The sequence below is a fragment of the Lysinibacillus sp. GW247-5R2A genome (assembly GCF_059424475.1).
This window is the reverse complement of the sequence record NZ_JBWKZL010000004.1, coordinates 1-14260: the sequence shown is the minus strand read 5'-3', so window position 1 is coordinate 14260 and position 14260 is coordinate 1. Positions and strand designations below refer to the sequence as shown.

At 36.5% G+C, this 14260-nt stretch carries 18 protein-coding genes; all 18 read left to right on the top strand.

Annotated features, from left to right (window positions below; genetic code table 11):
* The first annotated feature begins 18 nt into the window (after window positions 1-18).
* The 18 genes from AC07YC_RS07595 to AC07YC_RS07510 all read left to right on the top strand — a co-directional run bounded on the left by AC07YC_RS07595 (window position 19) and on the right by AC07YC_RS07510 (window position 13912).
* Window positions 19-696: a hypothetical protein gene (locus AC07YC_RS07595; protein ID WP_494919099.1), complete on the top strand. Its 678-nt coding sequence runs from the start codon at window positions 19-21 to the stop codon at window positions 694-696.
* Window positions 693-2117, top strand: a complete 1425-nt coding sequence (locus AC07YC_RS07590) for a hypothetical protein (RefSeq protein WP_494918966.1) — start codon at window positions 693-695, stop codon at window positions 2115-2117. Before AC07YC_RS07595 ends, AC07YC_RS07590 begins: the two co-directional genes overlap by 4 nt.
* Window positions 2118-2148: 31 nt before the next feature.
* On the top strand, window positions 2149-3279 hold the full coding sequence (locus AC07YC_RS07585; RefSeq protein WP_336635230.1) for a pentapeptide repeat-containing protein: 1131 nt from the start codon (window positions 2149-2151) through the stop codon (window positions 3277-3279).
* A gap of 24 nt (window positions 3280-3303) precedes the next feature.
* Entirely contained in the window at window positions 3304-3861 is a 558-nt protein-coding gene (locus AC07YC_RS07580) for a hypothetical protein (protein ID WP_036149035.1), read from the top strand.
* 106 nt (window positions 3862-3967) lie between these two features.
* Window positions 3968-4375 carry a DUF4280 domain-containing protein gene (locus AC07YC_RS07575; protein ID WP_008180110.1) on the top strand — a complete coding sequence of 136 codons (408 nt, stop codon included), beginning with the start codon at window positions 3968-3970 and terminating at the stop codon, window positions 4373-4375.
* 33 nt (window positions 4376-4408) lie between these two features.
* Window positions 4409-5938, top strand: a complete 1530-nt coding sequence (locus AC07YC_RS07570; protein ID WP_336635228.1) for a contractile injection system protein, VgrG/Pvc8 family — start codon at window positions 4409-4411, stop codon at window positions 5936-5938.
* A complete protein-coding gene (locus AC07YC_RS07565; protein ID WP_494918965.1) occupies window positions 5938-7263 on the top strand; it encodes a hypothetical protein in 1326 nt (441 codons plus the stop codon). The genes AC07YC_RS07570 and AC07YC_RS07565 overlap by 1 nt, the downstream gene beginning before the upstream one ends.
* Before the next feature lie 11 nt (window positions 7264-7274).
* A complete protein-coding gene (locus tag AC07YC_RS07560; protein ID WP_494918964.1) occupies window positions 7275-7781 on the top strand; it encodes a hypothetical protein in 507 nt (168 codons plus the stop codon).
* A 542-nt stretch (window positions 7782-8323) separates the two neighbouring features.
* Entirely contained in the window at window positions 8324-8671 is a 348-nt protein-coding gene (locus AC07YC_RS07555) for a hypothetical protein (protein ID WP_494918963.1), read from the top strand.
* A 3-nt stretch (window positions 8672-8674) separates the two neighbouring features.
* Window positions 8675-8932 (top strand): deaminase domain-containing protein, encoded by a 258-nt coding sequence (locus AC07YC_RS07550; RefSeq protein ID WP_494919098.1) that lies wholly within the window; start codon window positions 8675-8677, stop codon window positions 8930-8932.
* A gap of 53 nt (window positions 8933-8985) precedes the next feature.
* Window positions 8986-9681, top strand: a complete 696-nt coding sequence (locus AC07YC_RS07545; protein WP_494918962.1) for an Imm3 family immunity protein — start codon at window positions 8986-8988, stop codon at window positions 9679-9681.
* Between the two features lie 137 nt (window positions 9682-9818).
* Window positions 9819-10466 (top strand): hypothetical protein, encoded by a 648-nt coding sequence (locus AC07YC_RS07540; protein WP_494918961.1) that lies wholly within the window; start codon window positions 9819-9821, stop codon window positions 10464-10466.
* Complete coding sequence (locus AC07YC_RS07535) at window positions 10426-10728, top strand: hypothetical protein (protein ID WP_494918960.1); 303 nt, start codon at window positions 10426-10428, stop codon at window positions 10726-10728. The genes AC07YC_RS07540 and AC07YC_RS07535 overlap by 41 nt, the downstream gene beginning before the upstream one ends.
* A 13-nt stretch (window positions 10729-10741) precedes the next feature.
* Window positions 10742-10864: a hypothetical protein gene (locus AC07YC_RS07530; RefSeq protein WP_494918959.1), complete on the top strand. Its 123-nt coding sequence runs from the start codon at window positions 10742-10744 to the stop codon at window positions 10862-10864.
* Between the two features lie 34 nt (window positions 10865-10898).
* Entirely contained in the window at window positions 10899-11297 is a 399-nt protein-coding gene (locus AC07YC_RS07525; protein WP_494918958.1) for a hypothetical protein, read from the top strand.
* Between the two features lie 580 nt (window positions 11298-11877).
* Window positions 11878-12228 carry a hypothetical protein gene (locus tag AC07YC_RS07520; protein WP_494918957.1) on the top strand — a complete coding sequence of 117 codons (351 nt, stop codon included), beginning with the start codon at window positions 11878-11880 and terminating at the stop codon, window positions 12226-12228.
* Window positions 12229-12804: 576 nt separating this feature from the next.
* The gene (locus AC07YC_RS07515) at window positions 12805-13353 is read left to right on the top strand and encodes a colicin E3/pyocin S6 family cytotoxin (RefSeq protein WP_494918956.1); all 549 of its coding nucleotides are present in this window, start codon (window positions 12805-12807) and stop codon (window positions 13351-13353) included.
* 13 nt (window positions 13354-13366) lie between these two features.
* Window positions 13367-13912, top strand: coding sequence for a hypothetical protein (locus AC07YC_RS07510; RefSeq protein WP_494918955.1), 546 nt, complete (start codon window positions 13367-13369; stop codon window positions 13910-13912).
* Window positions 13913-14260 lie beyond the last annotated feature (348 nt).

Genomic DNA, 14260 nt, shown 5'->3' with positions numbered 1-14260 from the left:
AAGCGGAAGGTGAGTGGGATGAAATTTTTAGATGAAAAGATTATTGCATTAAGAAATGAAATGAGAGATCAGGAACGACATGAGTTAGCCCAGCAACAAGCGGCATTACAAGTGGAACAGGAGCCTGAACAAGACGAACAGGACAATCTACAAGAAGTCGATATTTACCAACATGTTATCACCATTGATGATGAAGAAGTACAGGTAATGGAGCAGTCATTATTAGATGGCAAAATGAAAATACGAATGCCAAAGCTTTTTTCTATTATGTCTGCTGAACTAGCGTCCTTAAAGTACCCATCTGAGCGTAGACCAAACCTAATTTTTACAGATACATCCTCATCAATCAATCTTGCCTTCAATTTGACACCACATCGATTAAACGAGGAGGGAATCGCTGGATTTCAAGAAAATATGATTGACATCCTTGAACAAGCTCAGCCGTCAGCAGATTGGCTAGATACAGAGGTTCTGACGATCGACGCAAAAACAGTAGGCTTTTTAGAGGTCATTACACCTGCCATTGATGGAGAAATTTTTAATTTAATGTTCTTTGCCTCTGTCGAAGGGCGAGCACTTATTGGCACCTTCAATTGTATGGAGGATGATCTTGACACTTGGCGCCCTATCGCGAGAGCCATGATGGAATCCTTACAATTCGCTTCAAGTGAAGAAAAAGGAGGGACAATGCTATGAGTGGTGCAGTGACGGCTTATCATCATATAAAAATATCGCCATTTGAGCTTGTCAGCATTCAAGAGCTCAGCCTTACAAAAAAAATGAACGAACATGCTAGGTTACGTTTTACTGGGATTGTGCCTGAAGAGGCGAGAGATACATATGTCGAAATGACCGAGGCACGATCTGCGATTGAAGTAAACCAGCTTAACCACCTTGGTGTCCCTTCTCCATTATTTAAAGGTGTTATTTTAAATGTGAAGGTTAGCTCGGTGCGTGGCATCTATTATATCGAAGTCGAAGCGGCTTCTAGTACCCATCAGCTAGATATTAAAAAGAAAAATCGCTCCTATCAGGATAAGGAAATGACCTATAAGGCATTATTCAAACTGTTAAATCCTTTTTACCCGGGTCTAGATATTATTGATGAAGCGACAAAGGGTGCCAAATTAGAAAAGTTTACCCTTCAATATTACGAGACTGATTGGGAATTTTTAAAAAGACTGGCCTCTCGTTTTAATACAGGGCTCGTTCCTGCCGCTACCTTTGACAAGCCAAAGTTCCATTTTGGTGTTCCAGCTGGAAGTGCTAAAGGAAAGCTAGAAGATTATCATTACACGACCAGAAAAAAATTAGCAGACTATCTAGTATATACAGAGAATGGTAATGAAGGTATGGGAGAGCATGATTTCCTTTACTATGAGGTGGAAAGCGACAAAGTCCTTCAGATAGGAGATCACGTTACATTTAATAAACAAACTCTCTATATATATGAAGCAAATACGACCATGAAGGATGGCTTGCTGAAGCATTACTATACACTGTCAACGAAAAATGGCATGAAAAAAAGTGAGCTATTTAACACTACTATTTCCGGCTTGTCCTTAGAAGGAAAAGTGTTAGAAGTTGCCAAGGATCATATTAAGGTACATTTAGCCATTGATGACAAGCAGGATAAGGGCAAGGCACATTGGTTCCTTTACTCAACAGGCTATACAGCTGAGGGACATAGTGGCTGGTATTGTATGCCGGAAATCAATGATTTTGTCCACATTTATTTTCCTTCTCACCATGAGGAAAAGGGGATTGCTAGTACCTCCGTACGAAAAAACTTGGATACAACGGCCACTAATAAGCTAGACGATCCTTCGACGAAATATTATCGGACAGCCTTTGGTAAAGAGATTAAATTAAGTCCAACAGAAATTCTCATTACCGCACAGGATGGCGACATTTTTATTCGTTTAAATGAAGCAAGCGGTATTGAAATTTATAGCAAAAAAGAGATTAAGCTTATATCCGAAGCAGATATTACAGTGAATGCTAGCAAAAAAATTCTTTTGTCTGCAGAAGAGGAAATTTCATTACAATGCAAAGAAAGTAAAATTACTATGAATGGCAGTGTGCAAATTTTTGGAAAAGAAGTAAAAGCCAATTAAAGATGAACAAAAGAGAAAGAAGGAGTCACAAATGCAGGCACAGGAAATTTTACAGCATTTTTATGACACAGAAGTAGAAAAAAGAAGATTGAACTATCTTTTGCTGCTCGAGGATTTTTTCCAAGCCTCCAAAGATCAACTAGCCGAGGATTTTAGGTCGTCCTTTCAAAAGGTATGTCAGCAACTAGCCCAGCAGCAATCGCTTCACCAAAAAGCACCCATTGCTCATATTACATTTTCGATGCTACGCACAGAGCTATTGGAGAGAAATCCGCACTATTTAGTAGAAGCTACGGACGACGAATGGTTCTTTGATCTACAACCTCTTTTAACTACCTATGATGCTAGCTGGGTGCATCATTATTTAGAGCAATACATCCAAGAGCTAAGTTTGTATAGCAAAACATTTATGGGGGCAATTACGCAAGCAGATATTGATCGCATTAGACTTCAGGACGCCAGCCATTTTCATCAATATTTAATAAGTCTTGCGAGATATGCGCTTCCAGACATCATCAGATGCCCAGAGTATTTAGCACTGGAGCGGGATGTAGCTGTCGAAATTCGTATTGGTGAGTTTATGGATATGAACGAAGTAGTTTATAGCGAGGATTTTTCATCGAAGGATAGTGATGAAATTAAGGCTTGGCTAGAAGAAAAGCTAGAGGATGAATATCCTTATGAGGTATTTAATCAATTACGCTTAGCTGACGGAACGTATGAGGGCTTGGATATGCGCTATGCCTTTTTTCAGAAAACCAATTTAACCAACTGTCATATGCGTGAATGTCTGTTGATAGGCGCCAATTTTCGGGAAAGTCAGCTAATGGACACAGATTTGAGCTTCAGCGCAATCCATGAGGCGGATTTTAGCAATAGTCAGTTACAGAGAGCCAATCTTCAACAGGTACAGGGAGCGAGTGGCTTGCTAGATCGCCAAAAATGGGCATCACCAGGCTATTTACCGCTTCGTTTTACAAATGCGAATTTAGAAGGCGCTAATTTTGAGCTAGCAAATTTACGAGGGGCCAGCTTTATTGGAGCAAATGTAAGGAATACGAATTTTGCAGGGGCCAATTTAGAAAAGGCCATGTTTTCTAAGGAGGCTCAGCCATATTTAAAGCTAGATCCATTCCAGTCAGCGAGTGTCATTTGGAAGTAGACATGGTGAAAAAGGAGAAGAGAAATGAACTATTTTATTCTATCTCAGGATGAACGCATCTCAAATGCTGTTGAGCCTGTTGGTATAGCCCAAGTGATAAAAAAAGAGCTACTAACAATTGAAAGAATGGAAGAATTAGAGGAGCTCGAACGCCAATTTCCTGTATTAGAGAAAGGCGAGATGGTGTATACAGATTTGATTGAAAAGCCAATCATGCTCTTTTCTGATGCGGTTAAACAATTAGTGGAAAAATACGAACCACAAATGCCATTCAAAGCGGTTGTTCTCATGGATATGCCTAAAGTAATGCAAACATTATATTGGCTAGTTATTCCACCAAAGGTTCCTTGTCTCTCTGCTCAAACTGAATTTCATCTGGATGGAACATTAAAAAAGCTAGTAATAGACGAGCATTTAGCAGCCCTTTATCCCATCTTTCAAATTGAGGGAATTAAAGAGAACTATATAGTAGTTAATATTGAATTAGCAGAGAGCATTCTGCGCAGAGATTTTAGGGGAATACGATTACGGAAAATACAAACTGAAGGAAGATGGAACGACATTCTCGCAGTAGGAAAATAGTTTAAAAAGACAAAAAAACTAAAGAGGAAATAATTGTTTTCTTTCCATCTTCAACTATGTTTAGTAAAAGTTACAACAGCTTACGTATAGAAAGGATGGTTTTTTGATGTCAGAAGAATTACAGACAAAGGGCGGCGACCAACGGAGCTATGTGGTAGCTGGTGCCAAATTATCCTGCTCACAAGGTGATCAAACAAGTATATTAAAAATGCCAGTCAGCCATGGGGTTTATACGAAAAATAAGGCACAGATGAATACGATGGATTATAAGCCTCATGACAATATTCAACCATTTGGCTTATGCCAAACATTAGCAAATCCAATAGTTGCGGCAGCCACTGCTGACAATAATGGTGTTTTAAAGCCAATGCCCTGTACACCTGTCATCACAATGCCCTGGATTAATGGCAAGAATGATCAATTAATTGAAAATCATCCAGCGTTAATTAGTCAATCTATTAATATGTGTATGTATTGTGGAACGATAAAAGTAGAAGATGATGGACAAGAATAATCCATTGTCCCTTGAAGAAAGAAGGGAATTCATGTGAACACATACGAGGAAGTAATCGGATACGGTGAGCTTGAACTCGTATCCCCCTATGAAGTCCAGACGTTGCATCATCTCACGTTAGCCCAAGCAGTGAATGACCACGCAAGGTTAACTATAAAGGGATTCATTCCTGCTGAAAAGAAAGACAGTTGTATGCGACTTGCTAGTCCGTCAGATCGAATAGAGCTATTTCAAAAAAGTAAAGGGCAACGAATACGCACACTTTTTAAAGGACAGGTTACAGAAATGGCTGTACGTATGGTGAGGGGTGTATATCAAATTGAGCTAGAGGCTGTATCATCGACGTTCACCCTAGACTGTAAACAAAAATACCGATCCTTTCAGCATAATAAAATGACTTATCAGGCAATGATAAAAAAGGTTTTAAAAGACTATTCAGGTGCAGATGTCATTGATACCGTGTCGAAGGCTACTCCTCTCAAGCAGTTTATATTACAATATAAAGAGACGGATTGGCAATTTTTACAACGTATGGCGTCCCATTTTCGGACAGTGCTAATCCCTGCAGTGGATGCGGATAAGCCGAAATTCTGGTTTGGGCTACCTGAAGGACGAATGGAAAAGCTATCAGTGGCAAATTATGAGATTTTAAAGGATCGCTCTAAGTTTTTACATAGTAAGCACAATGACACCGATCAGCCAATAGAGGAGCGGGATACCGTCGCCTATGTGATCGAGTCTAAAAAGACTTTGAAGCTAGGTGATCGTGTGCAGCTCCAAGGTAAGGAGCTGGTGGTAGCCAAATCCATCGCCCACATGAAGCGAGGTATTCTTACCTATGAGTATCATTTGCTGTTCAAAAAAGGCATACGTCAAGACAGACGAAGTATTCCGTTTCTACCAGGTACTGCGATTGAAGGAAAGGTATTAGAGGTCAAAAAGGATCAGGTACGACTCCATCTCAGCATGGATGAGGCGCAAAAAAAGGAAGAAGCTACCTGGTTCCCACTGGCTACGCCATATACAGCAGAAGGACATAGTGGTTTTTACAGTCCGCCAGAGGAGGGCGATCATGTTCATCTTACCTTCCCGACACATCGAGAGGAAGCTGCGATTGTTCGCCACAGTGTACGAAAAGGTGGCGAGGCCAACCCAAAAACGGCTGATCCGAAAACGTCTTATTGGGGTACGCCAAAAGGGAAGGATATGAAGCTAGATCCACAATCCGTGACATTTACGGCTAAGGAGGGTGCTGTTTTTCTGCAGCTTCATCAGGACAGCGGCATCACCGTGCATAGTAAGCCCTCCCTGCTAGTCAAAGCGAATGACACGATCACCTTCGCAGGGAAGCGAGTGTCCATGAGTGCAGCAGAATCCATGCGATTCACCTGCGGCTCCAGTAGTATAGTGTTTGACGGCATTACGGATATCCAGGGACAGGCGGTCACGATGGAAGGGTCCATCAAAGCCCCTGTGTCAGTCGCTTCACAGGAAGAGGAAGCAGACCTCGATTCCGCCTTAGACATGATGGGGATGATCCCTGTTGGTGGGGGTGATGCCTAATGGGTCTATTAGGATTAGCAGGAAGCTTGCTGGGGATGATTCCGAAAGTAGGCTCCCCAAGTGGCAAGAAAAAAGGAAAAAGCGGAGGATCGAAAGGGAAGAGCTCCAAGAAATCCTCCAAAAAGAAAAGCTCCACCAAGAAAAAACAAAAGAAATCGAGTAAAAAGAAGAAAAAGAAGAAAAAAAAGAAGAAGAAAAAGTGGGGGAAATTCTTTACCAAGGCCCGCAAACTGAAAAATAGTTTATCCAAGAGTAAATTGGTGAAACGGGCGAAGAAGGCCATTAAAAAAGCGATTTTGACCACGAAAAAGGTTGTGAAAAAAGCAAAGGCGGCTGTGACAAAAGCCAAGCAACAGGTAAAAGCCGCTGTCAAACAAACGAAGCAGGTAGTGAAGGAAAAGGTACTACCAGTCGTGAAAAAAGCTGCACAAGCAACGACCAAGGCAGTGAAAAATGCTGTAAAACCTAAAAATATGTTGAATACGCTCCAAGTAGGATTAGATCTTGTAGGGTTAATCCCAGGTGTCGGTGAAATAGCGGATGGCGTGAATGGCGTTATTTATCTGGCCAGAGGTGACAAAGTCAATGCGGCCCTTTCCTTTGGCGCGATGATTCCGTTTGTGGGCTGGGCGTCAACAGGTGGAAAATTTGTGAAAAAAGGTGCCGGGGTAGTTAAGAGTGTCACTGAAGGTGTTCAAAAAGCGCTGAAAGGTCCAATAGGAAGTGTAGTAGACAAAGTCAAAAAGCAAGTAGTGAACGTGAAAACCCAGATACAATCCAAAGTAGCCGAAGTCAAACAGCAACTGCGTCAGATGGTGCGACCACCACAGCAGCAGAAGTTTGCATTAGCAGGTGGAGACGTTAGTTACATAGAGGATACAGGAACAGTTGGAAGAAACACACCAACTCCAAGTCCAAAGCCGTCTAATTCCCAACCACCACAAAATGGCTCGAATAAAAAGCCTAACGAGGATAAGGGTACGGGTAAAGTTGAAATAAATTATCCTTTAAGTTCAACAAATAAAAAGCATATTAACAAGCATAATATTGAATCTCTAAAGCAACAATCTAAATATTTATCCGACTCCCAATTAGCAGATAAATTAGAGTCTAGTTTCTTTAATCCAAAGTGGAGTAAAGATGACATAAATAAATATGCTGAAATTGCATATAATGATTTGAAAAGTCAAGGGAAAACAGGGAACCTGACATATGAAATAGGTGGAGAAATAATAGAAGTATTTATTCATCCAGATGGTCAATTTGGTAGTGTTTATGGAAGACATAAATTTACAGTTGAGGATATTAGAAAAATGACTAAATAAGGTGGAAAATGATGTTCAAAATTAGTTTTAAAATATTTGAAAATGATAGTGTAGAGGAAATGGAGCTCAATGGGGCAGATGGGTATCTCCAATTTGAAATTGGTAATGAAACTTATGGTATATTTATCCCTGAAGATATTGATGAGTTTTCAGTCTCTATTTATTGGTGGTTGTATTATTTTTTAAAAGCAGTATTAATTTTGAAAACTGAAAGCTATGTTTTAATCAGTGATATTGAAAAACCTAAGATTTGGATTGAACTAGTAAAAGAAAAAAATATAGTGAAAATAAGTAAAGTTACTGCTGATAAACCTGAAGGAAGTGGGGCAATAGAAACGAAAGAAATGCCTAATTTAATTCATCAGTATTGGAAAGATAAACAAATTAGTTATGAGGACTTCAAAACAGAAGTAGTAAATAAAACTAAGTTATATATTGAAGAATTAAGAGTATTAAATAATGATGTAAATAAAGATATTTTGAATTTGGAAAGTTTGATATTAGAAATTGAAAAATAAATTCTTTAATGTTCCTAATTTAATCAAACAGGGTGAGAAATAGTTTTTTACAAAAGATTTATATATAACCTGTGAAATTCGTTGGCACGTGGCTATAACAATGAATTATAATAAAAAACGCTCTTATGTTTACAGAATAAGATATACTTTAATTTGAATTAATAACTCATGAAGGCTAGACCATCAAGGAGTGCTATTTTAAAAATTAAGCAATAAGAGCGAGAATAGGCGAGATGACAATTTATTTACAAGGACCACTTATGGGCGGCATAAGCAACAAACACATGAGATTAAACAAGCTAAAGGGTTTAAACGTTACACTTGCCATTTGGTAAAAAAGATGTCATACTGTCAGTACTAAACTAACTTATAAAACTTGCAAATATTAATAAACTTAGAAAATTTATAAACTTAAAGCACTGGATGGTCTATAACAGGCTACAAGTGCTTTTTGCATGTTTAGTTACGTAAATTGAAAAGATTACGAATATTAATTAGTGTACTAAGTGTTAAATAACGAAAATACAAGGGAAGAACAGGAGATGGAAATAGAGGTTTCGATAGATAAATTTGTTATAGATTTTAGGGATGTATCACATTCAGTTGCCCCGTCAGTGTTGGGAGTTAAAGAGGTACAAAACCGACTGGTGGATCTAAATACTAATCCTTATAATAACTTACAAAACAGTGTAAATTATGGAAGTAGATTTCTACCAAAGCAAATTAACCCTTTTGAAGACAAACATATTATTGATAAAGTGGCAGAAGCGAGGGGACAATTATCCAAGAAATATAAAAAACAAGGTAATTTCGCATACGCAAAAATGGAGGTATCAGGAATTGATAAAAAAGATTTCTATGACCACAGTGGAATTCATGATCCCTCTTAAAAAATCCCTGGGACAGATAAATTTTCATTTAAAACAGACAAACCAATATTTCAAGCTACTGAAGCATCTAATAAAGCGGGACAAAATTTTTTAAGAGATGTAGATACTGAATATAAAATTTTAAATGATTTAGCAGATAAAATTGGAACTAATTATGAGGTTAAAGGGTCAATAAGGTTATTTACTGAAAAAGATACATGTGATAGCTGTAATTTAATGATCAAAAAATTTGTTGGGAAATGTCCAAATATTACAATTTAAGTAATTCATAATAATGAAAATAGTATATTGCCAAAATAATCAGGAGGGTTCTTATGGTCTATAGTTATGAAGAATATGAAGAATATATTTTAGAAGATTATAATGATTTAATAGAAGAAAAAATGAGTAAAGGGGAGGCGATTGCTAGAACATTAAATGAATATGATATGTTAGCAAAAAAAAGTGAAACAGATAAAGCTATGTTTTGTATAATAATATCAGAAATAATAATAACTCATGAAAAAGTTTTATATTCTTTTATGAATTATATTGAACAATTAATAAATGAACTAGATTTTAACGTAATCAAACAAGAAAATAGTTTAACAATTGAACAATTAAATAGATTAATTTACCGGAAAGGTTTTGTTTTACAAGAACTGAAAAAAAGGCCGTTAACTTATTATCAAAGAGTTTGTTGGTATTATAACGAACTAAACGAAGTAGTCCGGAAATTTATTGACAATTATATAAAAAAAAGTGAAAATGTAGAATCTATTATTTCAGGTGTGTTACAACGATTTAATAGAGACTGTAAAAACACTAATAGTGAAAAATTTATTATTTATACAACATTAGCAGAAACTTTATATAATCTTGAATTAACAAATGTACTTGATATTAATGAGATTAAACATGAATTGGAAAAATTCAGTGCTGAAGATATAACTGATGAACAACTTACAGAAGAAGAACAAGACGAGTTATCTGAACGAATAAATCTCATTTTAACTAGGTTAAACTCCTAAAGTTATTATTATTGGTAAGCTCTAGCCCTTAAACCATACGGTTTAGGGCTTTTATTTTAATTGAAAATAGGTAAAACAACAGTTTAAACCTTTCGAAAGCCCCTTAAACTGAAAATAGTTTATCCAAGAGTAAATTGGTGAAACGGGCGAAGAAGGCCATTAAAAAAGCGGTCCTGACCACGAAAAAGGTTGTGAAAAAAGCAAAGGCGGCTGTGACAAAAGCCAAGCAACAGGTAAAAGCCGCTGTCAAACAAACGAAGCAGGTAGTGAAGGAAAAGGTACTACCAGTCGTGAAAAAAGCTGCACAAGCAACGACCAAAGCAGTGAAAAATGCTGTAAAACCTAAAAATCTGTTGAATACGCTACAAGTAGGATTAGATATAGTCGGGATGGTCCCAGTTGTAGGAGAAGTAGCGGATGGCGTGAATGGTATTATTTATGCGGCAAGAGGTGACAAGGTCAATGCGGCCCTCTCCTTTGGCGCTATGATTCCAGTAGTCGGCAATGCGGCAACTGCTGGTAAATGGATCAATAAAGGTGCCAAGACAGCGAAGGGTATCAGTGAAAGTGCTCAAAAAGCGAATAAAGGTTTCATAGGCAATGTAAAGGACAAAGTCAACAAACAAGTCTCAAACGTGAAAACGCAAATCCAATCCAAAGTAGACGAAATCAAGCAGCAACTGCAATCATCACAACTGGAGATAGTTGGTGTGAACGTTGGACGAATAAATGATACAGGAACAGTTGGAAGAAACACAACAACTGCCAAGTCCAAAGCCGTCTAATTCCCAACCACCACAAAATGGCTCGAATAAAAAACCTGCTGAGGATAAGGGTACGGGTAAAGTTGATTTGACTAAAACAACTAACCCTGAAGATTTCTTAGATGAAGTAATGAAGCGACAAGGGCTAGATGAATTACCTGGAAGATTCAAAGAAAAGTGGGTTGATGGTGATTATAAATTCGAGATAAGAGCTCACGAAGCTGAAACTCAGTATGGAAAATCGGGAAGTATTTATAGAGTGGGGGAGACAGAAGCCTGGTAACGGAACAGAATATATGGATTCTAATGGTAAATGGCACCATGAAAGTACATTAAAGGAAACGCATAAAGATGGGCGGCCGAACCCTTTATTTAATGAAGAGGCTGCAAGAGATACGCATATTCAGTTAAATAGATAAGGAAGTGATAATATTGAGTGAACAAAGATTTTTTATGAATGAAAATGAAGTACTTCAAGTAATAACGCGAATCAATGAATATGCTTCTCAAGAGCTATGGATGGATTTTGATGTTGCTTTATCAAATGGATGGGATTTAACAATTATAGGTCGGTTGGATAATACCACAAAGAAGGTTAATATTGAGATTAATTTTGAGCAAGTCCATTTTGTTTCTCTGCCTTTTGGCTGGAAAACAGATACATCATATCCCGTAATTAGATTAGCTGCTGAGGAAGAAATAGAGAATTTAACAGATAAATTTGAAGTGGATAAAGGTAATTATATTTTTAAGTTCATTGCTGAAGGTTTCGATAGTGAAAAATATTACTTTGTTGGAGCGAAAAAAATCTCCTGTCTATTGCTTGATAAGCAGACTAATGAGTTAAAATAACATATCAAGTTTAATCTGGAGGATTTATTGAGCAATAAGAACAGGGATAGCGAGAAAAGAACGAAAATTGGGCGAGACCTTTTAAATGGAAAGGGTAGTATAAATATGGAATAACTAACAAACTAACGAGAATGACAAAGCTCGTGGTGATAAACAAGGAAATAATAGTTTTTTAATTGTATACAGTTAAAGATTCCTTGAATTCGAATTAATAACTCATGAAGTCTAGACCATCAAGGAGTGTTATTTTAACAATTAAGCAATAAGAGGGAGAATAGGCGAGATGACATTTTACTTACAAGGACCACTTATGGATGGCATAAGCAACAAACACACGAGATTAAACAAGCTAAAGGGTTTAAACGTTACACTTGCCATCTGGTAAAAAAGATGTCATACTGTCAATACTAAACTAACTTATAAAACTTGCGAATATTAATAAATTTAGAAAATTTATTAACTTAAAGCACTTGATTGTCTATAACAGGCGACAAGTGCTTTTTTTGCATGTTTAAATACGGATTACGATTATTTAATTAGTGTACTAAATATTAAATTCTATACAAGGGGAAGAAAAATAATGATAACTAAATTATCAAATGATCAGGCATTTAAAATAGCTCAAGATTATAAAGAGAAATATAAATTAACAGGAACAATTGATTGTACCCGAGATATAGCAATTAAAGCATACAGTGGGTTTGATGGGGTTAAGGGAGTAGCATGGCTCGTTTTAGTTAGTATAGTTCCTACTGTATATGAAGTGGATGACGAATATACTATAATTATTTCAGATGAAAAAGCAGAAGTTGAATACATTATAGATCCTAATGGACATTACTACTGTCCTCATTCAAAGGGAAGTAGAGGAATGACAGATGAGGAATTTGATGCAATTTGGGATGAGGATGTTGATGAGGGAGAGAATTAAAAACCACTAATAATTTTAGAGTTTTCATTTTAAGAATCAAGTTCGTATGATACAACTAACAAACCAAACGATAAATGATTCAAATACTTGATAAATTTCAAAAGCTCTTTCCCATTTGAACCATGAGTGAGAATGAGCTTTTTTGTATGTCCAAAATTAAAGGAGGACAAAACAAATGACAAAAGAAGTACAAATAGTAGCAGAGGAAAAAGAAATAATTACACAGGTTCAAGTAGGAAGCGATTAGAGCTGGCCATTAAAAGTACACCAGAGAGATAAGAAACAAAGCAGAAAAGCTGAAACAAACTGGGCTTAACGGTTGCGCAGGTAATGATGAAAGTCGACAATGAAGGAAATAGCTATCAAAATAAAGTCAGTTGCAACAACAGTGACAAAAGAAATCAAAAATCCAGTAGTCAAGTCATTCAATAGCTTCAAGGTAATTGGTAAAGATTTTAAAATGGACTAGATACAAGGGCAGATAAAGCATTCAACTCACCATATGATTTTGCAAATTATCTTACACTAGGTGCAGTAGATGGCATTTGGTCGGGTGCAAAAAGTAGAAAAGATAAGATGTTCAATTCACCATCTGATTTTTTAAATTATGCAACATCAGGCTTGACGGACATGGTAAAAGGTTCGGTGAACCCGAAAGACCCACTATCGAAAGAGCATTGGTTAGATAGTTTTGGCGTAGCCACGTCAGTGTTGGGAGTTAAAGGGGTGTCTAGTACAAAACCTAGTGGAGTACCAAGTAGTAAGTCTACTAGCAGCAGTTCGAGTAGAAATAGTAATAAGGGTACGGGTGAATTTGATGTAGCTTCCTTTGAGAAAAATATTAATCATATGAATGTTAATGAAAAAGTAGCAACAATAAAAACAACTGCGATTGATATAGCAAATCAACGGGGGTGGAAGAAAGATTCTAAATTAACCAAACTAAACGGTGGTAGAACTGTTTACTACGATAATAAAACAGGAAATTACTATGTTTTAGACACACAACATGGTAGATTTGAGGTATTTAACAAAAAGGGCAAACATCAAGGAGAAGTAGATTTTAACTTAAATCCTACTAAACCAGCTGATAAATCTGGTGGTCACGATTTGAAGGTAAGATAAGGAGAGAAATGGAATGAACGATGTAATAACTAAAACTATTGATAAGTACTATAGAAAAAAAGATTTATCTGAATATCTTTCAAAATGTCAAAAAGCATTCTTTTTACCTGAGGAAGTAAAGGACTTTATTGAAAATAATAATATTTCAATAACTGAAATGAACAATGGAGAAATATGGCCGTCATCTAGTATAATTTTTGAGTATGAGAAGTATATTAAGGGGGAATTTGAAGTTATATATAATAGTAGATTGATGATTTCTAAAATTGCTCCTGTATTTTATATACACCATGAGTTTGAAGTTGTGAATAAAGATGTGAATGGTATTAACCCCACACTGGATGGTTTTGATACTCAACCATATAACTATATACAAGCAGAGCTAGAATTATTAGTCAAAAACTATTTTATTGAAAAGGAATTTACTCAATTATCCTTTAGGGAAATGAATGAAGTAGTTAGTGAATTAGAGTTTAGTAAGGGAATTACATTTTTTGGTTCGCAAGTTACAGTGGAACATGCTTTGTTTTTTGATATTTTAGATATTTGTCCCGAGTAGTTTCCACAATTGAATTCTCTTAAAATATGCACTTAATTTGACAGATTATCAAACTAAAAAAATAGTAGTACAAACCAAGTATAGGTTTGTACTACTATTTTTGGGTTAATAATAATGGCTAGGGTAGCTGTATTCCGGTTATTTCAGTAAAATAAGGAGGAAACTATATGGATGTAATAAAAAAATTTTAGATGTTGAAATTTCTGATCAAGAGATGTACGAAGAAATTTAAATCGATTTACTTAATTTTTTTATTTACTTAGAGTATGTTTTGAATCGGCTACACTAAGTTGGACATAAAAAATAAGGGCTAGTACACTTAGACTACCAACTTAAAGGAGCGTGCTA